The sequence below is a fragment of the Bradyrhizobium sp. LTSP857 genome (assembly GCF_000938285.1).
GTDB lineage: Bacteria > Pseudomonadota > Alphaproteobacteria > Rhizobiales > Xanthobacteraceae > Bradyrhizobium.
The window spans coordinates 517,357-539,878 of record NZ_JYMS01000007.1 but is presented as its reverse complement, the minus strand read 5'-3'; the positions used below and the strand labels follow the sequence as shown (position 1 = coordinate 539,878).

The following is a 22,522-nucleotide window of genomic DNA, read 5'->3' as shown; positions in this document are numbered from 1 at the left end:
GTGCCGGATCTCACGACCGACCTGCTGCTCAGCGTTGCTGTGTTTGCGGGAGCCTTCGTCTCGGGGCTTTCGGGGTTTGCATTCTCCGCCGTGGCTGGCGCGATCCTGTTGCGCGTGTTTCAGCCGCTGGAAGCCGTGCCGCTAATGATGGCGTGCAGCATCGGCGTACAGGCGACCAATCTGTGGGCGCTCCGGCGCAGCATCCGCTGGGAAGGAAGCCTGCTTCTGATCGTCGGCGGCCTGATCGGCGTTCCCATTGCGGTGTCGCTGTTGCAGTCGACCGATACGCATCTGCTCAGGCGCGGCTTTGGAATCGTCGTCGCGCTGTACGCCGCCTACATGCTGCTGCGGCCGACGCTGGTGACGGCCGGTGAGGCCGTCGGCCGGCCCTGGGTTGCGCTGATCGGATTCGGCGGAGGGCTGGTCGGCGGACTGACCGCCATGCCGGGTGCGATCCCGACCATCTGGTGCGACATGCGCGGGATGCCCAAGAGCGAGCAGCGCGGCCTGGTGCAGCCGTTCATCGCTGCGATGCAGCTCTTTGCAATCGTCCTGCTGGTCGGACATCAGGATCTGTCGTCAAAAGTCTTGGTCGACCTCGCGATCAGCCTGCCGGCGCTGTTTGCCGGCTCCGCACTCGGCGTGATCGCGTTTCACCGGGTCAACGAGACGGTCTTTCGCAAGACCGTGCTCGTTCTGCTGCTGGTGTCCGGCGCATCGCTGATCTTGACCCACTAGACCGTTCCGACGCTCTAGTGACCAAGACCCTGGACCGGCGCCGCACTGGTGTCGCTGGTGTGATGCGTCAGCGGCTTCATGCCGGTGACGGTGCGCAGCAGCACATAGAACACCGGCGTCAGGAACAGGCCGAACACGGTGACGCCGATCATCCCGGAGAACACCGCGACGCCCATGGCCCGCCGCATCTCTGAGCCGGCGCCGGTCGAGAGCACCAGCGGTAGAACGCCCATGATGAAGGCCATCGACGTCATCAGGATCGGACGCAGCCGCAGCCGGCTGGCCTCGATCGCCGCCCGTATCGGCGTGCGCCCGGCGAATTCGAGCTCACGCGCGAATTCGACGATCAGGATCGCGTTTTTGGCAGAAAGGCCGACGAGCACGATCAAGCCGATCTGGGTGAAGACGTTGTTGTCGCCCTTGGAGAGCCAGACGCCGAACATCGCCGCCAGCAATCCCATCGGCACGATCATGATGATCGAGAGCGGCAGGGTCAGGCTCTCATAGAGCGCCGCCAGCACCAGGAACACCAAGAGGATCGCCAGCGGGAACACCCAGAGGCCGGAATTGCCGGCGATGAACTCCTGATAGGTCAGGTCGGTCCATTCGAAGGCGAAGCCGGGCGGCAACGTCTCCGCCGCAATCCGCGTCGCGACTTCCTGCGCCTGACCTGAGGAGAAGCCGGGCGCGGCGGCTGCGTTGATGTCGGAGGACAGGAAGCCGTTGTAGCGGATCGCTCGCTCAGGCCCCGCGCTCTGGCGGATCGTGAGCAGCGCCGACAGCGGCACCATGTCACCGGATGACGATCGCACCTTCAACTGCCTGATGTCGTCGGCGCGCGCGCGGAACGGCGCGTCGGCTTGCACATAGACGGAGTAGGTGCGGCCAAACTTGTTGAAGTCGTTGACGTAGTAGGAGCCGAGATAGATCTGGAGCGTGTTGAACACTTCCGTCACGGGGACGCCAAGCTGGAGCGCCTTGGTGCGGTCGATATCGGCAAACAGCTGTGGCACGTTGACCTGGAAGCTCGAGAACACGCCGGCGATCTCCGGCGCCTTCTGCATCGCAGCCGTAAATGCCTTGGTCGCCTCGTTCAGGGCCTCATAGCCGAGACCGGCCCGGTCTTCGATCTGAAGCTTGAAGCCGCCGATGGTGCCGAGGCCGTTGACCGGCGGCGGCGGGAACATGGCGATGAAGGCTTCCTGAATGCCGGCGTACTTCTTGTTGAGATCGGCTGCAATGGCATTGCCGCTCAGGGCCGGTCCCTTGCGTTCGTCGAACGGTTTGAGCGTCGAGAACACGATGCCGGCGTTGGAGGAGTTGGTGAAGCCGGCGATCGACAGGCCCGGAAACGCCACCGAGCTCTCGACACCGGGCTGGGTCAGCGCGATGTCGCTCATCTTGCGGATCACCTCTTCGGTGCGATCGAGCGCTGCGCCGTCGGGCAGCCGCGAGAAGCCGACCAGATATTGCTTGTCCTGGCCCGGCACGAACCCGCTCGGCACCTGCTGGAACAGGAAGGCGGTGAGGCCGACCAGGACCACATAGAGGCCCATCACCGCGGCCTTGCCCGAGATCACCTTGGTGACAGTGCCGCTGTAATTCTCCGATGAGCGTGTGAACGCCTTGTTGAAGCCACGGAAGAACCAGCCGAGGCTCTTTTCAAGGACGATCGTCAGCCGGTCTTTTGGTTCATTATGTCCCTTGAGCAGCAGCGCCGATAACGCCGGCGACAGCGTCAGCGAGTTGACGGCGGAAATCACGGTCGAGATCGCGATCGTCAGCGCGAACTGCTTGTAGAATTGCCCGGTGAGGCCGGAGATGAAGGCGAGCGGCACGAACACCGCGATCAGCACCATCGCAATCGCGATGATCGGACCGGACACCTCGCGCATTGCCTGATAGGTGGCGTCGCGCGGCGACAGTCCGCCCTCGATATTGCGCTCGACGTTCTCGACCACGACGATCGCGTCGTCGACGACGATGCCGATCGCGAGCACCAGCCCGAACAGGCTGAGCGCGTTGATGGAGAAGCCGAACAGGTGCATCACGGCGAAGGTGCCGACGATCGAGACCGGCACCGCCAGCAGCGGAATGATCGAGGCGCGCCAGGTCTGCAGGAACAGGATCACGACCAGCACGACCAGCGCGATCGCCTCCAGCAGCGTATGGATGACAGCCTCGATCGAGGAGCGCACGAACTGGGTGGGATCGTAGACGATCTGGTAGGACACGCCCTCCGGCATGTTCTTTTTGATCTCGGCCATGGTGGCGCGGACGTGGTCGGAAATCTCCAGCGCGTTGGAGCCCGGCGCCTGGAAGATCGGGATCGCGACCGCCTGCTTGTTGTCGAGCAGCGAGCGAAGGCCGTATTCGGACGCCCCGAGCTCGATGCGCGCGACGTCGCGTAAGCGAACCACCTCGCCACGCGTGCCGGTCTTGACCACGATGTCGCCGAACTGCTCTTCGTTGGCGAGCCGGCCTTCCGCATTGACGGACATTTGCAGGTCGATGCCCCTGACGTTCGGGGAGGAGCCGACGACGCCGGCCGCGGCCTCGACGTTCTGCGCCTGGATCGCCTTGACGATGTCGCTCGCGGTCAGGCCGTGCTCGGCCGCCTTCTGCGGATCGACCCAGACCCGCATCGAATAGTCGCCGGCGCCATAGAGCTGGACGTCGCCGACGCCGTCGATCCGGGCCAGCCGATCCTTGACGTTGAGCACCGCGTAGTTGCGCAAATACGTCATGTCGTAGCGGTTGTTCGGCGACAGCAGATGCACGACCATGGTGAGGTCGGGCGAGGACTTCTTGGTGATGATGCCGAGCTGGCGCACCACCGCCGGCAGGCGCGGCTCGGCCTGCTGGACGCGGTTCTGCACCAGCTGCGTCGCCTTGTCAGGATCGGTGCCGAGCCGGAACGTCACTGTCAGCGTCATCGCGCCGTCGGTGGTGGCCTGGCTCGACATATAGAGCATGCCCTCGACGCCGTTGATCTGCTCCTCGATTGGCGTCGCTACCGTCTCCGCGATCACCTTGGGATTGGCCCCAGGATAGCTCGCGCGCACCAGCACCGACGGTGGCACCACGTCCGGATATTCCGAGATCGGCATCGCGAACAGCGAGATCAGACCGGCGAGAAAGATCAGGACCGACAGCACGCCGGCGAAGATTGGACGGTCGATGAAAAATTTCGAAAGATTCATGGCTTTGCCCCTGCGCGAGAGACAACTTCCCCGTTGATCCGGGACGCGGGCCAAGCCCGCGAACCCGGAATCCGGGAGTGATGTCCTCGGAGTCTAAATTCGATATTTCGGGGCGCGTTATGCACGCCCCGAAATGACGTAACTAGCGTTGCACCACGTCCTGATTGCTGTGGTTCGCCGCCTGCTGAGGTCCACGCGCGCCCATCGCCGCGACCTCGGTCTTGAGGAGGGCGCCGGGACGCACGCGCTGGAGGCCGTTGACGACGATGCGCTCGCCGGGCTTCAAGCCCGCCGTCACGATGCGAAGGCCATCGACGGAGCCGCCGAGCGTGATCGGCCGATAGACCGCGCGGCTGTCGTCAGAGACCGCCATCACGAACTTCTTGTCCTGGTCGGTGCCGATCGCGCGCTCGTCGATCATCACCAGCGCCTGCTGTTTTGGTTGGCCCATGCGCACGCGGGCAAACTGGCCGGGAATGAGACGCCCGTCCCCGTTGTCGAACACCGCGCGGACGCGGATGGTGCCGCTCTGGCCATTGACCTGATTATCGATGAGCTGGATGTGGCCTTTCGCCGACGAGCCACCGGACGTCGCCATCGCGACCGGGATCTGGTCGAGACTGCCGCGCTTGCCGGAGACCTCGGAAATCGAGTTCAACGCCCGCAACACGACTTCCTCATCCGCATCGAACGACGCGTAGATCGGATTGACCGAGACCAGCGAGGTCAGCACCGGGGAGGCGGTGCCGGCGGCGACGAGATTGCCGACGGTGACCTCGATCTTGCCGACGCGGCCGTCCACTGGCGCACGCACTTCCGTGTAGTCGAGGTTGAGTTTTGCGGTTTGAAGCGTTGCCTCGGCCGCCTTCACGTTGGCGATCGCCTCGCGATAGGCATTGTCACGCTGGTCGTAGTCGCGCCGCGTGACGACGGCGTTGCCGACCAGCTGCGCGCCACGCTCGAGCTCGCTCTGGGTGAAGACCACGCGCGCCTTGGCGGCCTCTAACTGGGCGTTGGCCTTGTCGACCTCGGCCGCGTAAGGCGCCGGATCGATCTTGAACAAGAGGTCACCGGCCTTCACCAGCGTGCCTTCGGTGAAGTTGGCGCTGAGGATCGCACCCGCAACGCGCGGGCGGAGCTCAACGCGTTGGATGGCCTCGAGCCGTCCGGAGAAGTCATCCCACAGCACGGTCTGCCGCGGCTCGATCATCGCGACGGTGACGGAGACGGCTTGTTCGGCCGCAGCCGCCGTTGCAGTCGCTTGTGCTGCACGAAAGTAATGGCCGGTTGCAATCGAACCGGCCACGGCGAGGGCGCCCACGATGGCAACGCCGCCAAGAAGACGACGGAAGCGGCGAGGGCGAGAGGTATTTTGGGACGGGGGCATTTGCGCGCTCCAGAATTGTAGTGTTCACTACAGATGTGGAGCTGGATATCGCAGCGCAAGATACTTATGTACCGCTCACTAAGAAAATTGTCACTGCCTACCGCAAGAATTGGAAGGCGGAAGAGAAAATAAAGCTAGAACAAATAGATAGGATCAAGCGTTAGGTTAGGGGATAACGCCGATACCGAGGAGAACAGGCACATGGGCATGGGACGCCCCCGCGAATTCGACGCCGAGACGGCGTTGGACCAGGCGATGGAAGTGTTTTGGCGCCACGGTTATGAGGGCGCCACGATTGCTCAACTCACCGAGGCCATGGGCATCAACCCGCCGAGCCTCTATGCCTGCTTCGGCAACAAGGAAGGTCTGCTGAAGGCCGCGCTCGACCGTTACACCAAGCTGCGCGGCGGCTGGATGGACGAGGTGGTCGCGTCACCCACCGCCCGCGAGGTCGCCGAGCGGATGCTGATGGGCATCGCCGACAAGCAGACCGATCCCGCCAATCCCCCCGGCTGCCTGCTCGTGCAGGGCGGCATCGCCTGCGGCACCGGCTCCGAAAACGTCCCCTTCGAGCTCGCCGCCCGCCGCGCCCAGAACGAAGACCAGCTCCGCGACCGCTTCGTGCGCGCTAAGACGGAGGGCGATCTCAAGCCGACGTCGGATCCCGCTGCGCTCGCGCGCTATGTCTCGGCCGTCTCCGTCGGCATGGGCGTAATGGCATCTTCAGGTGCCGACCGCGAGGCGTTGCGGCAGGTCGCGAGCGTGGCCGTTCAGGCGATCGAGGCGCAGTCGAAGCAGGAGTAGGGCGCGATCAATCTGCCTGGCAAAAAACGACGCCCCGATGCAGGCATCGGAGCGCCGGGCAGTGCGATCAGCGTTGAGCAAAGACCAGAGATATCCTCACGAAGCTTCACTCAAGACCGGCGAAGCGGTTTCCTCGGCCTTGAGCTCTTCGAGGCTGCGATGCCGGGGCTCGATGCCGAGCGCCCACACCGTGATGATCTGCACCACCAGCAGTCCAATCATCAGCGCCATGACGCCTGCCACGCCGCGCGATTCAAAGAGCGACACGACGAGGAACGGTGTGACGATCGTGGCGCCGCGCCCCAGCGTATTGACGATGCCGGAGGCGCGCAGGCGCACCTCGGTCGGAAACAGCTCGGGAATGTAGATGCCGAACAGGAGTGCGACCAGGACGTAGATCGGCACGGTCAAGGCGAAGCCCACGGCCGGCAGCAGGATCGGATCGGAGATCATGGGGTAGAGGATACCCAACGCCACCGTGATCAGGGACGCGCCGATGATGGTCGGTTTCCGGCCCCAGCGGTCGGCAGTCAATGCGCCGATGCCCGAGCCGATCGGCGCGCCGAGCGCCATCAGCAGCGAATAGCCGAAGGACGTTGCGATCGAGAGGCCTTGCTTGACGAAGAACACGGGCAGCCAGGTCACAAAGCCATAGAGCAGGGTGTTGATCGTGATCAGGCAGACGGCGCCGACGATCATCCGCGACAGCAGCGGCGCGGTGAACAACGTGCCGAGATCGGGGGATACCGGCACCGGCGCCATCGCGGCAGGCGCAGGCAAGGGCTGACCCTGGGCCGCCTCCTTCTCGATGGCCTGCATGAGAGTTTCCGCCTCAGCGGTGCGTCCCACGGCTTCCAGCCAGCGCGGCGATTCCGGCAACGATTTGCGCATGTACCACACGATCAGCGCGCCGATGCCGCCGAGAATGAACATGGAGCGCCAGCCAAACTGCGGTACGAGCACGGATGCGACCAGCAGCGCCACGGGCAAGCCCGTCACGACGCAAACAGCCATGAGGCCGAGCCATTTGCCGCGCGTGCGCGCGGGCACGAATTCAGTCATGGTCGAATAGCCGACGACGTTCTCGGCACCTAATCCAACGCCCATCACGAACCGGCAGGCGATGAGGAAGGCCATGTCCGGCGCGAACGCCGCAGCGAGCGAAGCGATGCCGAAAAGGAGCAAATTGAATTGATAGGTAAAGCGGCGTCCGTAGCGGTCGCCGAGGAAGCCGGTGCCGAACGATCCCAGCATCATGCCGACGAAGGTCGCGGAGATGAAGGCCGCGTTCTGGGCGAGTGTCGAAAATCCGGTCTTCAGCGTCACGCTGAGCACGGTCCCGGCGATGTAGATGTCGAAACCGTCGAAGAACATGCCGATGCCGATCAGCAGCATGATGCGGCGATGGAATGGTCCGACCGGAAGCCGATCAAGACGGCCGCCTGCGTTCACCGATGTCGACATTGACGCTCTCCCTTGACTGTTATCCCCGTCGATGCGGCCCGCCTTCTCTAGGGGCGATCTGCCGCTTGAAATTTTTTTGTTAGTTCAGCCGCTTCTGGCTGGCCGTGTCGCGATACCAGTCGAACGGCTGTTCGTGGGTCGCGACCATCACGCTCTTGGTGTTGAAATGGTCGTCGAAGCTTTCGGTGCCGCATTCGCGGCCGATGCCGGAATCATCGACGCCGCCCCAGGGCGATGCCGGGTCGAGCCGGTGGTGGTCGTTGACCCAGACGATGCCGGCCTTCACCGCCGCGGCGACACGATGGGCGCGCGCGACGTCGCGGGTGCGGATGGCCGCCGCGAGGCCGAAGGGTGAATTGTTGGCAAGCCGCAGCGCATCGGCCTCGTCCCCGAACGGCGTCACCGAGGTGAAGGGACCGAACACTTCCTCCTGGAAGATGCGCATGTCGGATGTGACGTCAGAAAAGACCGTCGGTTCGACGAAATAGCCGTTGTCGTGGCCGGGCACCTTCGCAGCAATGCCTCCGGTGATAAGACGCGCGCCGTCTTCGTGACCGTAGCCCGTATAGGTCAGAACGCGGTCGCGCTGCCGGGCCGAGATCACCGGCCAGTTGCGTGTTCGGATCGAAGGGATCGCCGATGCGGATTGTGCGGGTCTTGGCCTTCAGCTTCTCGACGAATTCGTCGTAGATCGTGGCCTGAACGATATGGCGCGAGGCACAGACGCAGGTCTGTCCAGCGCCGATGAAAGCACCGAACGCGGCGTAATTGACGGCGCGGTCGACGTCGAAATCGTCGAACACCATCACCGGCGTCTTGCCGCCGAGCTCCATGGTCTGGTGCGCAAAGACTTTTGCGGCCGCGCTGCCGGCGATGCGGCCTGCCTCTGTGCCGCCGGTCAGGACCAGCTTGTTGATATCGCCATGCTCGGCCAGCATCTTGCCTGCGCTCTGGCCTAATCCCAGCACGATATTGAAGACGCCGGGCGGAAGGCCAGCTTCAGTGAAGATCTGCGCGAGCTTCAGTGTTGTCAGCGGCGTGTATTCGGACGGCTTGACCACGGTCACGCATCCGGTCGCCAGCACCACGGCGAGCGACTTGCACAGGATCATCAGGGGATGATTGAACGGCGTGCAGTTGGCGACGATGCCGATGGGGGTGCGGAGCGTGTAGTTCAGATAGGCGCCTTCGACCGGGATTACGGAGTCGCGGCGCGCCAGCGCAACGCCGGCAAAGTAACGGAAGAAATCGGGTAGGCGGGAGAGCTGCGCGCGGGTCTCGTTGATCGGCCGGCCATTGTTGAGGGTCTCCAGCCGGTAGAGGCTGTCGAGATTAGCCTCGAAGGCATCGGCAAGCTTGTTGACCAGTCTGGCACGTGCGCGCGTGTCCATGCCGCCCCAGGCTTTGCCTTCGAACGCCGCACGCGCACTCTTCATGGCGCGATCGATGTCCTCGATGGTCGAATTGGGGATGCGGGCGATCACGTCGCCGGTCGCGGGATTGCGGACGTCCAGCATCGTGCCGTTGCCGGCTTCGACTTCACGTCCATCGATGAAGTTGCCATGGATTTCTGCGTCGATGGACGCAGGCTTCGACGGAATGTTCATGATGACCTCTCTTCGACGATGACGGCGCTGCGCTTGAGCGCCGGCAGCACGCGTTTCTCGGTGGCCCCGATGTGGGCCTTGATGATGCGCGCCGCGGTTCGCGCCTCGCGCTGCTGCATGGCCTCGATCAGCGCAACGTGCTCGGCGACGAGCTTGGCCGGGTCGTGGCCCCTGAGATTGGAGACGCTGACGCGGACCAGCCGGTCGGCCTGGCCGATCAGATCGCACAACGCCGTCGCCATGCGGCGATTGCCGGACGCGTTTGCCAGCGCGGTGTGGAAGCCGCGGTTGTAGGTGATGAAGTCCTCATGGCTACCGGAGAAGCGGCGAAATTGGTCGAGCGATCTCAAAACGCTGTCGGGGGCGCTCTCGATCGCTTCAGCAACACAGGCAGGCTCCAGCGCAAGACGGAAGCGCAGGAGGTCGCGGGCGTCGGAGAGCGAGATCGGCGTGACCCGATAGCCCTGGCGTGGCTGCACCGTGACGAGGTGCTCGCGCTGGAGCCGCAAAAGCGCATCCCGAACCGGTTGCCGGCTCACCTCATAACGCTCGGCCAGGTCCTGCTCGCGCATTTCATCGCCCGGCGCGAAGCGGCAAGCTAAAATATCAGCTCTGAGAAGATCATAGATATTTTCGCGCAAAAGCATGTTTTTGGGTCACTCCATGCCATTAATATTCCAGTCGTGATATATCACGTCAAGTGCCAAATGCTTGAATTCCCGGCGATTTGATTTATCAATCTGACTGTCAGGGTGCGCAGCTGTGTGTGATCCGACCGACGCAGTACGAGAAAGACCGGACATGGACAGGCTTTTTGCCAACGGCACCGTCAACGCAACGCAATCGGGCGATGGGCCGCTGCTTTTCCTGTTCCACTCGTTGTTGTCGGATCGTGCGAGTTTCGACGCGGTCGTGCCTGAGCTTGAGAAATCGTTTCGGACCATCGTGCCGGAGCTGCCGGGTTTTGGCCGCTCGCATGCGGTGGAAGGCGGACTTGTCGCGGTCGCGGACCGGATGGCAGAGGCCGTGAAGGACGCTGCGGGCGGCGCGTCGGCGATCGTGCTCGGCAATGGCTATGGCGGCTTCGTCGCCTTGCAGATGGCGATCCGTCACCCCGAGATCGCCAGCAAGCTCGTTCTCGCCGATTGCGGCGCGGCGTTCACCGAGCCCGGTCGCGAGGCCTTTCGCAACATGTCGAGAGTGTCTCGGGAGAAAGGACTGGCGGCCATCACGGATGTCGCGATGCGACGTCTATTCGCTCCCGACTTTCAAGAGCAGCATCCCGAACTGATGCAGGGGCGGCGTGAAGCCTTTCTGCGGACCGATCCGACCGTGTTTTGCGCCGCCTGCGACGCGTTGGCTGGACTCGATCTCCGCACCGAGCTTGCCGGGGTGAAAATCCCGGTCCTCGTCCTGGTCGGCGAGCACGACGAAGCGACGCCTCCGCCGATGTCGCATGAGCTGGCGGCTGGATTACCGCACGCCGAACTCAAGATCATTCCGGGTTGCGCGCACGTGCCCCAGCTTCAATCGCCAAGACAATTTCTCGATGCGGTGAAGGACTTTCTGCTCTGAGCTCGCAGGCCGTATAAGGGCGGATAAGCTCCCCGGCCTCGCAAAAGAGAAGACAATGTTCGCCCTGACATTTCTCGGGACCTCGGCCAGCGTTCCGTCCGCGGAGCGCAACCATCCGGCCCTTCTCGTGGACGCGGCGGGCAAGCGCATCCTGATTGATTGCGGCGAGGGCACGCAGCGCCAGTTGTTACGCAGCGGTGCCGGCTTTCGGCGTCTTGACCGGATTCTGCTGACGCACGGCCATTTCGATCACGTGCTCGGCATCCCCGGACTGTTCTCGACGCTGGGGTTGCGACAAAACTCCGAAGTGATGACGATCCATGGCGGACAGGGCACGCTCGACATCGTCGTCCGGATGCTCGCAGGCCTGTGGGGCGCGGGCAGGGCGCCGATCCCGGTGGAGTTCGCAGCCTTGACGGAAGGGCAGGTCGTCGACGCCGGTGATTTCACCATCGACTGCTTTCCGATCCGCCATCGCGACACCGACAGTTTTGGTTTCTCTTTTCAAAGCCCCGCCCGCCGTCATCTTCGGTCCGATCTCCTCGCGGCGCTTGGTGTGCCGGACGGTCCCATGCGCGGAGAATTGGCTGAAGGGCGGCCGGTGGTGATTGAAGGCGGCCGAACGATCGATCCGGAGGATGTTCTGGGGCCGCCAAGTGGCGGCAGGAAGCTCGTGGTGATCGGCGACACCGAAACCACCGAGGGGTTGTCAAAATACGTCGCCGACGCCGACATGTTGGTGATCGAAGCGACCTTCCTCGATCGTGACGCATCGACCGCGCGGGACTACGGCCATCTCACCGCGGCAGAGGCGGCGTCCTTTGCGGCCGCCAACAACGTCAAGCAGCTCGTGCTGACCCATCTCTCAGGGCGCTATCAGGATGAAGAAATTCTGGCCGAGGCGGCAAATATCTTTCCGAACACGCGGATCGCCGCCGACTTTGATCACCTTGTCGTCTAGCTGCGATCTATCGCGACACTCCTGATTGGGATGTCGCCCTGATGAAGGCGACGGATGGCGAAGGCGCGAGTCACATCCTCGAGCTCGGCGGTCCCGGCACCTATGACCGATCGCTACGATCGGTCGCTTCGGGTGGCAAGATCGTCCAGATCGGTGTTTTAACCGGGTTCGGCCCGAAGCCGGATCTCGCGCGCCTGCAGTGGGAGAACGCCGACATCATCGGCGTCACCGTCGGATCGCGCGAACATTTCACCGCCATGAATCGTTTCCTGATCGACAACGCGATCCACCCGATCGTCGATCGGGTGTACGGCTTCGACGAGGCCCCCGAAGCGTATGCCTATCTCCGCACCGGCTTGCACTTCGGCAAGATCGTTGTGAAGCTTTAGGCCTTACAGGCCGGCCGCCACACCAAGGCGGCCGAGGCCTGGGAGTTTTATTGCAGGGCGCCGGAGGTCGAGGCCAAGCACGGCGCCGAAGAAGTTAATCTCAAGACCTTCCACCCAGCCGAACGTCAGCCCGAGATAACCCGAGAGCGAGGCATAGAAACCGGTTCCCGAGGCGGTCAGCCCGAACCATCGCCCGGAATAGGGATAGTCCTTGCCGATCGCGGTCGGTGGCAGCACCGCGCGAAGTTCGGGCACGGCATCCAATGCGGCTTGAACGAAGGTGTTCGAATTCGGCCCGGGCCACGCGCTGTAGTCACCGTAGGTTCGAAATTTGTAATTCTCGATGACGTGCCGCATCTTCGGAATAAGGGCTTCGGCACTTGGGCCATCAACGGCCACGACGGTTTCCGGTGTGGCTCCGAACCACCGGCCGTCGGGCGCAAAGCCGTTGCTCCGGATCGGTTCGCCCCATGCGGTGTAGTCGTAACGGCTGTAGCTGGTGGCATCCTTTTCCTTGACGACGATCCATGTGTGGACAGCGAATATACTGCGCCATCGCACCGTACGCGCAGCGTAAATTCGGATCAGGGCATCGGGATTGGAAGCGGCCGGTGGCAACAGGCCCGCGCTCGACCGGTCCGCCGTCTGCCAGTTACTGCGACCGTCTCCGACCCAGTAATACCGCGCTGCCGACACGCCGATCGGCACGAATACGAGCAGGAAAAACGTGAGCACTGCTTTTCTCAAGGGAAGGTCAAGCTTCGGGAGGCGAACCTTGACGATATAGTTCTCGAGAGCTCTCGTGCAATGACGTCTGGGAGCGCAGATCATCCAGCTTCGATCAGGCCCGCCGCCGTCGTGATCACATTTTGGCGAAGACGTACTCAGTTCGACAATCCCGACTTGATCGCAAGCTCCTGCACCTGGCTCGTCACCTGCATCAGCCGCGGCAGCGCCTCATCGCGAAAGGTGGGCATGTCCATGCGCATGGCGTCCACGGTGACACTCAATCCCGCGATCACAAAACCCTGGGCATCGAGGATCGGCGTTGCCAGCGTGCGCAGGCCATAAGCGTTCTCGCCATCGGAGACGGCATGGCCTTTCCGCTTCACGAGATCGAGCCGGTCGAGCAGCGCGTCGAGATCGGTCAGCGTTCGCTCTGACAATTTGACACGGGGCCGCGCGTCCAGCCGCCGGATTTGCTCGTCGCGGGCGAGATGCGCCAGCATGGCATGGCCGAGGGCGGCACTGTAGGCGGGAATCCGCGAGCCCGGCCGGCGATCCATCTTGTGGCGATCGAGGCCCGCGCCGACGCGCGCGAGATAGATCACGTCGCCGCCGTCGAGGATGCCGAGCGACGCCGCATCGCCCACATCAGGCACGAGGCCGCGCAGCAGCGGCTCGACGATCGTGCGCAACGATCCGTGCGACAGCACGGTGTAGCCGAGATCGAGACAGGCGACGCCGAGGCGGAACCGGCGGCTTTGCGGAACGGCCTGGAGATAGCCGAGTTCGATCAGGGTCTGGATCAGCCGGAAAGCCGTGCCACGATCGAGATCGGCCTGTGCGGCAACTTCACTCAAGGTGAGCTCGAAGTGCTCGCTGGTGAAACTCTTGAGCACGGCGAAGGCTTTGCCGACAGAAGCGACATAGTTCTTTGGATTGGTGTTCTTTGGATTAGTCTTGGGATTCGTCGGGGGCGTTTCCGCTGCGCGCTTTGCGGCCTTCTTTTCGACCTTGGCCATGCCTGAATGTCCTGCCATGACAGCTGTCACCCTTGACGCGGCGGCAGGCTGATCTTACCAACGTGTCAGATCATAACAAATGTTCGCATTCCGAACAATATCGATTTGACGATCGGAGGAAGTTTGTCGACATCATCGCTGCACCCTCATGGTGTGTTTTCCGCCGCGTTGACGCCGCTCGACGCCGAGCTCGCCCCCGATCATGCGCGTTTCGTCGCGCACTGCCGCTACCTGTTGGACGAAGGCTGTGAAGGCATCGCGCTGCTCGGCACCACCGGCGAGGCGAACTCCTTCTCGGCCACTGAGCGCACCGCACTTCTCGAGGCGGTGGTGGCTGCCGGCATCGCGCCGCAGCGGCTTCTCCCCGGCACCGGTGTCGCTGCGCTCACCGAGACCATTGCGCTTACGCGCCACGCGCTCTCGGTCGGCGTCGACACCGTGGTGATGCTGCCGCCGTTCTACTACAAGGGCGTCACCGATGATGGCGTCTATGCGTCCTACAGCGAAGTCGTGCAGCGTATCGGCGACGCGCGGCTCAAGATCGTGCTCTATCACATTCCGCAAATGTCGGCGCAGCCGATCTCGCACGCGCTGATCGAGCGGTTGCGCGCGGCGTATCCGGCCACCTTCGTCGGCATCAAGGACTCATCCGGCGACTTCGCCAACATGACCGCGATGGTCGAACGCTTCCCGGGCTTTGCCGTGCTGGTCGGCGCAGATCCGCTGCTGTTGCCGCTGCTGCGCAAGGGCGGGGCGGGCTGCATCACCGCGACCTCCAATCTCATCGCGCGCGACCTCGCCTATGTCTACAAGCACTTTCGCGACAGCGATGACGACGCGGCGCTCAAGGCGGCACAGGCGCGCATCGTGAGCGCGCGCGAGCTGGTCTCGCGCTTCGCGCAGATGGCCTCCCTGAAGGCGCTGGTTGCCGAACGCACCGGCCATGCCGGATGGCAACGCCTGCGGCCGCCGCTGGAGTTCCTGCCGTCAGCTCAGGTGAAAGAACTGCTCGCGAGTGCTGCCGCATTCGCGGCTGCTGTCTAGGCTGGGTGCGGACGACGAGGCGATCAGATGTCCGATTCTTTCGAGGATGCGTTGACCGGGCTCGCCGCTATTGTCGGCGACAAGCACGTCATTGCATCCGCGCCCGATCAGGAACCCTATGTGGTGGACTGGCGCGGTCGCTATCACGGTCGTGCGGTTGCGGTGGTGAAGCCCCGCTCGACTGCCGAGGTTGCGGCGATCGTCAAATATTGCGGGGAGAAGCGCCTTGCGATCGTGCCGCAGGGCGGCAACACCGGCATGTGCGGCGCCGCGACGCCGGACGATCGCGCGGGCAATGTCGTGATCCGGCTCGACCGCATGCGGGCCGTGCGTGACGTCAGCCCGCTCGCCAACACGATCACGGTGGAAGCCGGGTGCATCCTCGCTGAGGTGCAGGACGCGGCGAAGGCCGTCGATCGCTATTTCCCCCTGAGCTTGGGTGCCGAAGGCTCCTGCCAGATCGGCGGCAACATCTCGACCAATGCCGGCGGCACCGCCGTGCTGCGCTATGGGCCGACGCGCGATCTTGTGCTCGGGCTCGAGGTCGTGCTGCCGGACGGCCGCGTCTTCAACGGCCTGCGCGCGCTGCGCAAGGACAGCACCGGCTACGCGCTCAAGCAGCTTTTCATCGGCGCGGAAGGAACGCTCGGCATCGTCACCGCGGCGGTGCTGAAACTATTTGCGCCGCCGCGCAGCTCGGCGCTGGCGCTGCTGAAATTGCAGGGCGTCGAGCAAGCGCTCGAGATCATGCAGCGTCTGCGCGGCGCAGTCGGCGACCGGCTCGGCAGCCTCGAGATCATGTCGCGCTCGCAGATCGAGGCGATCGCCGCGACCGTGCCGCACGTGACCGTTCCCTTCGCGCTGACGACGCCGTGGTATCTGATCGTCGAGTTGACCGACACGCTCGCCGGCGTCGACCTCAACGAGCCACTGGCCACGGTGCTTGCGGACGCGATGGAGGCGGGGCTCGCCGAAGATGCGATACTTGCCTCTAACCTTTCGCAAGCGAAAGCGATCTGGGCGGTCCGTCACAGCGTGTCCGAAGGCAACAAGCGCAGCGGTTATGTGGTGTCGCATGACAGCGTTGTTCCGCTGGAGCGCCAGGCGGCCTTCGTCACCAATGTCGAGGCCCGGATCAAGGCGGCCGTGCCGCATGCCAACGTCGCGATGCACGGCCATATCGGCGACGGCAACATCCACGTCGTAGCCCTGATCGACCGGGCGCGTTGCCAGGACCCGGATGCGACCGCCAGGCTGGTGGCCGAGATCAACGAGATCGTCGATGACGAGACCGCAGCGCAGGGCGGGGCGATCAGCGCCGAGCATGGCATCGGGATCACCAATCGCGGCCGACTCGCCCGCGTTGCCGATCCCCTCGATATCGAGCTGATGCGCGGCATCAAGCGATTGCTCGATCCGAACGGCCTGATGAATCCCGGCAAGATTTTTGGCAAAGGAGCGACATGACGATGACGAGCGTCCGCCTGCTTGCCGACGATCTCACCGGCGCGCTCGACACCGCGGCGGAGTTCGTCGGCCTGTGCGGGCCGTTCGACGTCACCTGGCAGGATGCATCTTCAACGCCGGGCGCGCTGAGCCTGGCGATCGACAGCGGCACCCGTGAGCGCTCAAAAGCGGAGAGCGTCGAGATCGTCGGGCGGCTGGCGCCGCTGCTTCAGGGGGCGACAATCGCCTACAAGAAGGTCGACAGTCTCCTGCGTGGTGCGTGGGCGGCCGAGCTCGGCGCCTGCCTCCGGGGCGGGGACTGGGCGTCCTGCGTTGTCGCGCCTGCCTTCGACTATCAGGGACGCCGCACCGCGGGTGGCCAGCAATTCGCGCGGACTCAGCAAGGCGAGTGGCATCGCGTCGGCGACAATCTGCTGGATCAATTGAAGCAGGACGGCATCGAGGCGCGACTGGCTGGGGCTGACACGCTGTCGCAAGGCGGTGTTCAAGTGTTCGACGCCGAGAGCGACCTCTGCCTTGATCGCGTCGTCGAAATGGGGCGGCGAATGCCTGGGCCCGTATTGTGGTGCGGGAGTGGCGGCCTGGCCGGTGCACTCGCCCGCAATCATCGTGCTGATGCACCACTGCAATTGAAGCGGCCCGTGCTGGGCCTTTTCGGCTCCGACCAGCCCGCCACGGCCTCCCAACTCGCGGCATGTGGCGAAGCCACCATCGCGCTGGCTGAAGGCGAGGGGGGCGCCAGGGTTCAGCGCAAATTGGCTGACAATGGCGTGGCAATGGTGCAATTCGCACTTCCGGACGGCCTGTCGCGAGCCGAAGCTGCGCGGCGGATTGCAAGCGAAATGACGGCGCTGATCGCGGCGCTCGAACCGCCCGGCACCTTGATCGTCGCTGGCGGCGAGACCCTGAAGGCCGTATGCCTTGCGCTTGGTGCGCGTGCGCTCCAGGTGACAGGACGTATCGTGCCGGGATTGCCACGCTCGGTGCTGCAAGGCGGCCGCTGGGCCGGCGTTGACGTCATCTCGAAATCCGGTGCGTTCGGTCCCAGCGAGCTGTGGCGGGACTTGCTCCGGGACAATCATCTGCTCAGAATGGAGCGTCCAATATGACCTCTCGTCACCTTGCTATCACCATGGGCGATCCCGCCGGGATCGGACCGGAGATCATCGTCAAGGCCTGTGTCGGATTGAAGGAGCGGATCGCGAGCGGTGATCTGCGCCTGCTGGTCATTGGCAGCGGTGCGGCGTTGGACGGCGCGAAGGCCGCGCTCGGTTCTGCCGTTGTGATTCCGGAAGTGAAGGCCGATGATCGCGAATGGCCCAACCTCTGTTACCTGCAAGCCGACACAGAGGGTGACCCGATCAAGCCCGGCGTGCTGAGCGCTGACGGGGGGCGCTTTGCCTACAAGGCGATCGAGCAGGGCGTGCGTCTGACGCAGGCAGGCCGGACCTCGGCCATCGTCACGGCGCCGCTCAACAAGGAAGCCCTCAACAAGGCCGGCTATCACTTCCCCGGCCACACCGAGATGCTCGCACATCTCACCGGCGTGCGCGGCTCGGTGATGCTGCTGGCCCATGGCAACATGCGCGTCAGCCATGTCTCGACCCATGTCGCCCTGGAAGACGTGCCGAAGCGTCTGACGCCGGAACGATTGCGGCTGGTGATCGACCTCACCAACGATGCGCTGCTGCGGCTCGGCATTGCCAAGCCCAAGATCGCGATTGCCGCGCTCAATCCGCATGCCGGCGAGGGCGGCCTGTTTGGCCGGCAGGATATCGACGTCTCGGCGCCGACGATCGCCAAAGCGGTCGCCGATGGTCTTGATATCGTCGGTCCGGTGCCCGGCGACACCGTCTTCGTCAAGCTGCGCGCCGGCCAGTTCGATGCCGTGGTCGCGATGTATCACGACCAGGGGCACATTCCCGTCAAACTGCTCGGCTTCCAGGTCGATCCCGCGACCGGCCGGTGGCAGGAGCTGTCCGGCGTCAACATCACGCTGGGCTTGCCGATCATTCGCACTTCGGTCGATCACGGCACCGCCTTCGACATCGCCGGCAAGGGCATTGCCAATGAGCACAGCCTGATCGAGGCCATCGACTATGCCGAACGGCTGGCCGCTGGCGCCGCCGCTTCCAAATCATGAGATCGAACGACCCATGACCAACGCCTTCACGCCCATCGAAATCCAACGTCCCACCACGCTGGAGTTCGGCTGCGGCACGATCTCTGCTGCGGCGCGCTTCGCCGAGCGGATCGGTGCCAAGCGGCCGCTGGTGATTTCCGACTCCTTCAATGCGCGCCGCGTCGACACGCTGGGGCTGCCGGGCGCGGTGAAGGTGTTCGGCGACGTCAAGCCCGAGCCCGACCTGCCCAATCTCGAGAAGGCGGTGGCGATGGCGAAAGAGGTCAAGCCTGATCTCGTCGTCGGCTTTGGCGGCGGCAGCGCGATGGATCTCGCCAAGCTGGTCGCGGTGCTCTGCACCAGCGATGTGGCCTTTGCGGACATCGTCGGGCCTGAGAAGGTCGTCGGCCGCAGCGTGGCGTTGATGCAGATTCCGACCACGTCGGGCACAGGCAGCGAAGCCGGCACCCGCGCGCTGGTCACCGATCCCGTCAGCCAGAACAAGCAGGCAGTGCAGAGCCGCTTCATGCTCGCCGATATCGCGATCGTCGATCCCGATCTCACCATGACCGTGCCGAAGGAGGTGACTGCGGCCACCGGCGTCGATGCATTGGCGCATTGCGTCGAGGCCTATACCAGCCGCAAGGCGCATCCGACGATCGATCTCTATGCGCTCGAAGGCGCGCGGCTGGTCGGGCGCTACCTCAAGCGCGCGGTCGCCGACGGCAGCGATCGTGAGGCGCGCGCCGGTCTTTCCCTGGCCTCGCTTTACGGCGGGTATTGCCTCGGTCCCGTGAACACGACCGCCGGCCATGCCGTGGCCTATCCGCTCGGCACACGCCACCACGTGGCGCATGGGCTCGCCTGCGCCGTGATCTTCCCGCACACACTGGCCTTCAACATGCCGGCGGTCGAAGCGAAGACGGTCGCGGTGCTGGGCGCGCTTGGTCTGTCTGAGCGCAACGATCCGAAACTTGCTTTCGACGCGACGTATGAGTTCTGCAAGAACCTCGGCATCGAGATGCGGCTGTCCGCGCTCGGCGTGCCCAAACGTGATCTCGGCGTGATGGCCGACGAGGCGCACGCCATTCGCCGTCTGCTCGACAACAACCCGCGCGACCTTGGCCGGGATGAGATCCTCAACATGTACGAGGTCGCGTTCTAGCCAGTCCCGCTGCTTGCGGCAGCCAATCAAAAACACAGTGAAAATAGAGGAAGCTTCGATGAGATCGATGTGGCTTGGTCTTGCGTCAGCACTGCTGCTGGCGACGTCGCCGGTGCAGGCGCAGGATGGCTATCCGTCCAAGCAGGTGACGGTGATCGTTCCCTTCGCCGCCGGCGGCACCGCGGATATCTTCGCCCGCATGGTCTCCAACCATTTGCAGATGAAGTTCGGCAAACCGTTCGTGGTCGAGAACGTCGGCGGCGCCGGCTCGATCCTCGGCGTGACGCGGCTGGCGAAGTCGGCACCCGACGGCATCACGCTGGGCCTTGCCAGCACGTCGGCGCTTGCGATCAATCCGACGCTGTACGGCCCGAAGCTCAGCTACCAGCCGGACAGGGATCTCGCGCCGGTCGCCCAGATCAGCGTCGTGCCCAACGTCCTCGTCGTCAACCCCGACAAGATCAAGGCGCGGACCGTGCCCGAGCTGATCGCCTATCTGAAGGCGAACCCGGACAAGGTCTCGTTCGGCTCGGCCGGTGTCGGCACCTCGCAGCATCTCGCCGGCGAGCTGTTCCAGCAGATGACCGGCACCAAGATGGTGCACGTGCCCTACAAGGGCTCGAGCCAGATGCTGACGGATCTGTTGAGCGGCCAGATCGATCTCGCCTTCGACAACGTGCCGCTGCTGCTGCCGCAGGTGAAGACAGGGCAGCTCGCGATCCTCGCGACCGCGACGCCGAAACGCGCCGCGTTCGATCCGGAAGTCCCCGCCGTTGCCGAATTCCTGCCGGGCTTCGAGGCCGTGGCCTGGCACGGCTTCTTCGTCCCCGCCGCCACGCCGAAGCCGATCGTTGAAAAGCTCTCGGCCGAGATCCGCGCCTTCATGCAGCAGCCGGACACGGTGCAGAAGATGGCCGAGCTCGGCGCCGTCGCCGTCGCGCTCGATTCCGAGCCGTTCGCGGCCTACATCGCCTCCGAGACGGAGCGGTGGAAGAAGGTGATCGAGGCCGCGAATATCAAGCTGGAGTAGGGGTTGCGGCCGCGCGTTAGTCTTACCCGTCAAGGTTTACGGCATATCTTTCTCGGAGAAGCGCGCTTTCGGGTTATCCTCAGCGTTCAGAGGTTAACTTCATTTTGAGAGTGCAATGTCCCGTTCCGCCGAATTGATCGTTGAAGGATATGTGAGGCTCGACGATCGCGATGCTCTTCACGACATGTTGGTGCACCGGCAGGATCTGCTGCGGCAGCTGACGTCCGTCACCGGCATCGACCCGAACCAGGCCATTACGCAGCTCAGCGAGGAAATAGCGATCATTGAAGCCGGACTCGCGACGCTTGCGCCGGAGTAGACGTGTTCTGAGCCCCGCGGGGCGATCAACAGCGCCGGTGACCGCAGTGCTTGCCAGCCCGGGGGCGAGCGGGTAGAAAGCTGCCACGCCTGAGCCGTGATTTGCGCCAAACGCGCTTCCGGCCGCAGCCGGACAGATCAATAAGATATTGAATTTGTTCGGCTATTCCGTTGGGGAATGGTGTAACGGTAGCCTTTCCGTTTTTCGGCTAAACCATTGAAATTACATATCACGTTTTGCCGTCGGCTGCGGTTTTGACCTGAGCAATTCCGGGTACTTCCGACTAGTTTGCAAAACGCCCTCGGGGTGCAAAGTTGCGCAATTGCGCAACTCGGCTATTATGGCGTTATGAGTCTCGATTCTTCAGAGTTTCGCACCCCTGGCCAGTTCATTTCAGCGCTGATGGATCAGCGCGGATGGTCGCAGGTCACTCTCGCTGTCGTTCTTGGGTTGGACAAATCCAGCATCGCCCGCCTAGTTGCGGACAAGCGTCCGGTTGATGCCGATCTGGCGCTTACGCTTGAAGAATTGTTTGAGGTGCCAGCGGAGCAGTTTTTGTCCATTCAGCACCGGTACGATCTGGCGCTGGCCCGCGTGACGCGGCGCCCTGATCCCGGCCGTTCCTTGCGCGCGAACCTTTATGGCAAGCTGCCAATCTCAGAAATGATTAAGCGGGGCTGGATCAACGCACCGGACATTCGTGACCCGTCAGTAACCACAGAACTTATGCGGTTTTTCGGGGTGAACCGAATTGAGGATATCGAGGTCCTTCCTCATTCCGCCAAGAAGACAGAAGTTAACACCCCTGCAACCGCCATCCAGTTGGCTTGGCTATATCGCGTAAAGCAGATCGCGAGTCAGATGCTTGTCGCGAAGTACGACGCGGCCGCCCTGCCGAGCGTGCTTGGTAAACTTAAGGGGTTGCTGGGAGCGGCTGAGGAAGCGCGGAAAGTCCCCCGTGTATTGGCAGATCACGGTATCCGTTTTCTGATTGTGGAAACGCTTCCGTCTGCGAAGATTGATGGAGTCTGCTTCTGGCTGGGCGACAATGCGCCCGTAGTCGCAATGTCGCTGCGCTTCGACAGGATCGATAATTTTTGGTTCGTCCTGCGGCATGAGCTCGAACATGTTCGTCAGTGGCACGGACTTGGTAAAACCTACATGTTGGATGCTGAATTGGAGGGCGACAAGGCTGGCACGGGTGATCATATCGAAGCTGAGGAGCGGCAAGCAAATTCTGCTGCGGCAGACTTTTGCGTTCCTCAGAAGATGCTGGATGCTTTCATTGCCCGAAAGGCACCTTTGTTCGCGGAGCGTGACATCTTGGCTTTTGCAAAGATGGCCAACGTTCATCCAGGTTTAATAGCAGGTCAGTTGCGTCACCGGATCGGTCGCTATGATCGGTTCGGCAATCATATTACAAAAATCCGTTCGATCGTCGCGCCGAATGCGATCAGAGACGGCTGGGGGGATGTTCAACCACTCGGCATCTTATGAGGACG

The 22,522-nt window shown here is 63.4% G+C and carries 18 protein-coding genes and 2 pseudogenes; 13 read left to right on the top strand and 7 right to left on the bottom strand.

Annotated elements, in window-relative coordinates; all coding sequences use genetic code 11:
* Positions 1 to 738, top strand: coding sequence for a sulfite exporter TauE/SafE family protein (locus UP06_RS04120; RefSeq protein ID WP_045000722.1), 738 nt, complete (start codon positions 1 to 3; stop codon positions 736 to 738).
* Positions 739 to 752: 14 nt separating this feature from the next.
* Here UP06_RS04120 and UP06_RS04115 read toward each other — a convergent pair whose 3' ends face one another.
* Together UP06_RS04115 and UP06_RS04110 are read right to left on the bottom strand one after the other, a co-directional pair.
* Positions 753 to 3,941: an efflux RND transporter permease subunit gene (locus UP06_RS04115; RefSeq protein ID WP_045000720.1), complete on the bottom strand. Its 3,189-nt coding sequence runs from the start codon at positions 3,939 to 3,941 to the stop codon at positions 753 to 755.
* A 142-nt stretch (positions 3,942 to 4,083) separates the two neighbouring features.
* Positions 4,084 to 5,328, bottom strand: coding sequence for an efflux RND transporter periplasmic adaptor subunit (locus tag UP06_RS04110; protein WP_045000719.1), 1,245 nt, complete (start codon positions 5,326 to 5,328; stop codon positions 4,084 to 4,086).
* Positions 5,329 to 5,529: 201 nt separating this feature from the next.
* On the opposite strand from UP06_RS04110, the gene UP06_RS04105 reads away from it, so the two are divergent.
* The gene (locus tag UP06_RS04105) at positions 5,530 to 6,132 is read left to right on the top strand and encodes a TetR/AcrR family transcriptional regulator (RefSeq protein WP_045000717.1); all 603 of its coding nucleotides are present in this window, start codon (positions 5,530 to 5,532) and stop codon (positions 6,130 to 6,132) included.
* Between the two features lie 96 nt (positions 6,133 to 6,228).
* On the opposite strand, the gene UP06_RS04100 is transcribed toward UP06_RS04105, so the two are convergent.
* The 3 genes and pseudogenes from UP06_RS04100 to UP06_RS04090 form a co-directional block, all read right to left on the bottom strand.
* Positions 6,229 to 7,596 (bottom strand): MFS transporter, encoded by a 1,368-nt coding sequence (locus UP06_RS04100; RefSeq protein WP_045000715.1) that lies wholly within the window; start codon positions 7,594 to 7,596, stop codon positions 6,229 to 6,231.
* A 79-nt stretch (positions 7,597 to 7,675) separates the two neighbouring features.
* Positions 7,676 to 9,203: pseudogene (locus UP06_RS04095) on the bottom strand (aldehyde dehydrogenase).
* The gene (locus UP06_RS04090) at positions 9,200 to 9,850 is read right to left on the bottom strand and encodes a GntR family transcriptional regulator (protein WP_045000713.1); all 651 of its coding nucleotides are present in this window, start codon (positions 9,848 to 9,850) and stop codon (positions 9,200 to 9,202) included. The pseudogene UP06_RS04095 and the gene UP06_RS04090 overlap by 4 nt, the downstream one beginning before the upstream one ends.
* 154 nt (positions 9,851 to 10,004) lie before the next feature.
* Here UP06_RS04090 and UP06_RS04085 point away from each other — a divergent pair, with 154 nt between their 5' ends.
* The 3 genes and pseudogenes from UP06_RS04085 to UP06_RS04075 all read left to right on the top strand — a co-directional run.
* On the top strand, positions 10,005 to 10,778 hold the full coding sequence (locus UP06_RS04085) for an alpha/beta fold hydrolase (protein ID WP_045000711.1): 774 nt from the start codon (positions 10,005 to 10,007) through the stop codon (positions 10,776 to 10,778).
* A 55-nt stretch (positions 10,779 to 10,833) separates the two neighbouring features.
* A complete protein-coding gene (gene rnz, locus UP06_RS04080; protein WP_045000710.1) occupies positions 10,834 to 11,739 on the top strand; it encodes a ribonuclease Z in 906 nt (301 codons plus the stop codon).
* 8 nt (positions 11,740 to 11,747) lie between these two features.
* Positions 11,748 to 12,128 (top strand): annotated as a pseudogene (locus tag UP06_RS04075) (zinc-binding dehydrogenase); the annotation flags it as partial.
* 3 nt (positions 12,129 to 12,131) lie between these two features.
* Here UP06_RS04075 and UP06_RS04070 read toward each other — a convergent pair.
* Together UP06_RS04070 and UP06_RS04065 are read right to left on the bottom strand one after the other, a co-directional pair.
* A complete protein-coding gene (locus tag UP06_RS04070; protein ID WP_045000708.1) occupies positions 12,132 to 12,863 on the bottom strand; it encodes a DUF3750 domain-containing protein in 732 nt (243 codons plus the stop codon).
* 149 nt (positions 12,864 to 13,012) lie between these two features.
* Positions 13,013 to 13,873 (bottom strand): IclR family transcriptional regulator, encoded by an 861-nt coding sequence (locus UP06_RS04065; RefSeq protein ID WP_045000706.1) that lies wholly within the window; start codon positions 13,871 to 13,873, stop codon positions 13,013 to 13,015.
* Positions 13,874 to 13,996: 123 nt separating this feature from the next.
* Between UP06_RS04065 and UP06_RS04060 the strand changes: the two genes are divergently transcribed.
* From UP06_RS04060 to UP06_RS04025, 8 genes are all read left to right on the top strand, one after another.
* The gene (locus tag UP06_RS04060) at positions 13,997 to 14,917 is read left to right on the top strand and encodes a dihydrodipicolinate synthase family protein (protein WP_045000705.1); all 921 of its coding nucleotides are present in this window, start codon (positions 13,997 to 13,999) and stop codon (positions 14,915 to 14,917) included.
* Between the two features lie 27 nt (positions 14,918 to 14,944).
* Entirely contained in the window at positions 14,945 to 16,384 is a 1,440-nt protein-coding gene (locus UP06_RS04055) for an FAD-binding oxidoreductase (RefSeq protein WP_045000703.1), read from the top strand.
* Between the two features lie 2 nt (positions 16,385 to 16,386).
* On the top strand, positions 16,387 to 17,493 hold the full coding sequence (locus UP06_RS04050; RefSeq protein ID WP_045001151.1) for a four-carbon acid sugar kinase family protein: 1,107 nt from the start codon (positions 16,387 to 16,389) through the stop codon (positions 17,491 to 17,493).
* Positions 17,490 to 18,527 (top strand): 4-hydroxythreonine-4-phosphate dehydrogenase PdxA, encoded by a 1,038-nt coding sequence (gene pdxA, locus UP06_RS04045; RefSeq protein WP_045000701.1) that lies wholly within the window; start codon positions 17,490 to 17,492, stop codon positions 18,525 to 18,527. Before UP06_RS04050 ends, pdxA begins: the two co-directional genes overlap by 4 nt.
* A 13-nt stretch (positions 18,528 to 18,540) precedes the next feature.
* Complete coding sequence (locus UP06_RS04040) at positions 18,541 to 19,671, top strand: iron-containing alcohol dehydrogenase (protein ID WP_197087115.1); 1,131 nt, start codon at positions 18,541 to 18,543, stop codon at positions 19,669 to 19,671.
* A 58-nt stretch (positions 19,672 to 19,729) separates the two neighbouring features.
* Entirely contained in the window at positions 19,730 to 20,701 is a 972-nt protein-coding gene (locus tag UP06_RS04035; RefSeq protein WP_045000695.1) for a Bug family tripartite tricarboxylate transporter substrate binding protein, read from the top strand.
* 115 nt (positions 20,702 to 20,816) lie between these two features.
* Positions 20,817 to 21,020 (top strand): hypothetical protein, encoded by a 204-nt coding sequence (locus tag UP06_RS04030; RefSeq protein WP_045000693.1) that lies wholly within the window; start codon positions 20,817 to 20,819, stop codon positions 21,018 to 21,020.
* Between the two features lie 348 nt (positions 21,021 to 21,368).
* A complete protein-coding gene (locus tag UP06_RS04025) occupies positions 21,369 to 22,517 on the top strand; it encodes a helix-turn-helix domain-containing protein (RefSeq protein WP_045000691.1) in 1,149 nt (382 codons plus the stop codon).
* The last annotated feature ends 5 nt before the right edge of the window (positions 22,518 to 22,522 follow it).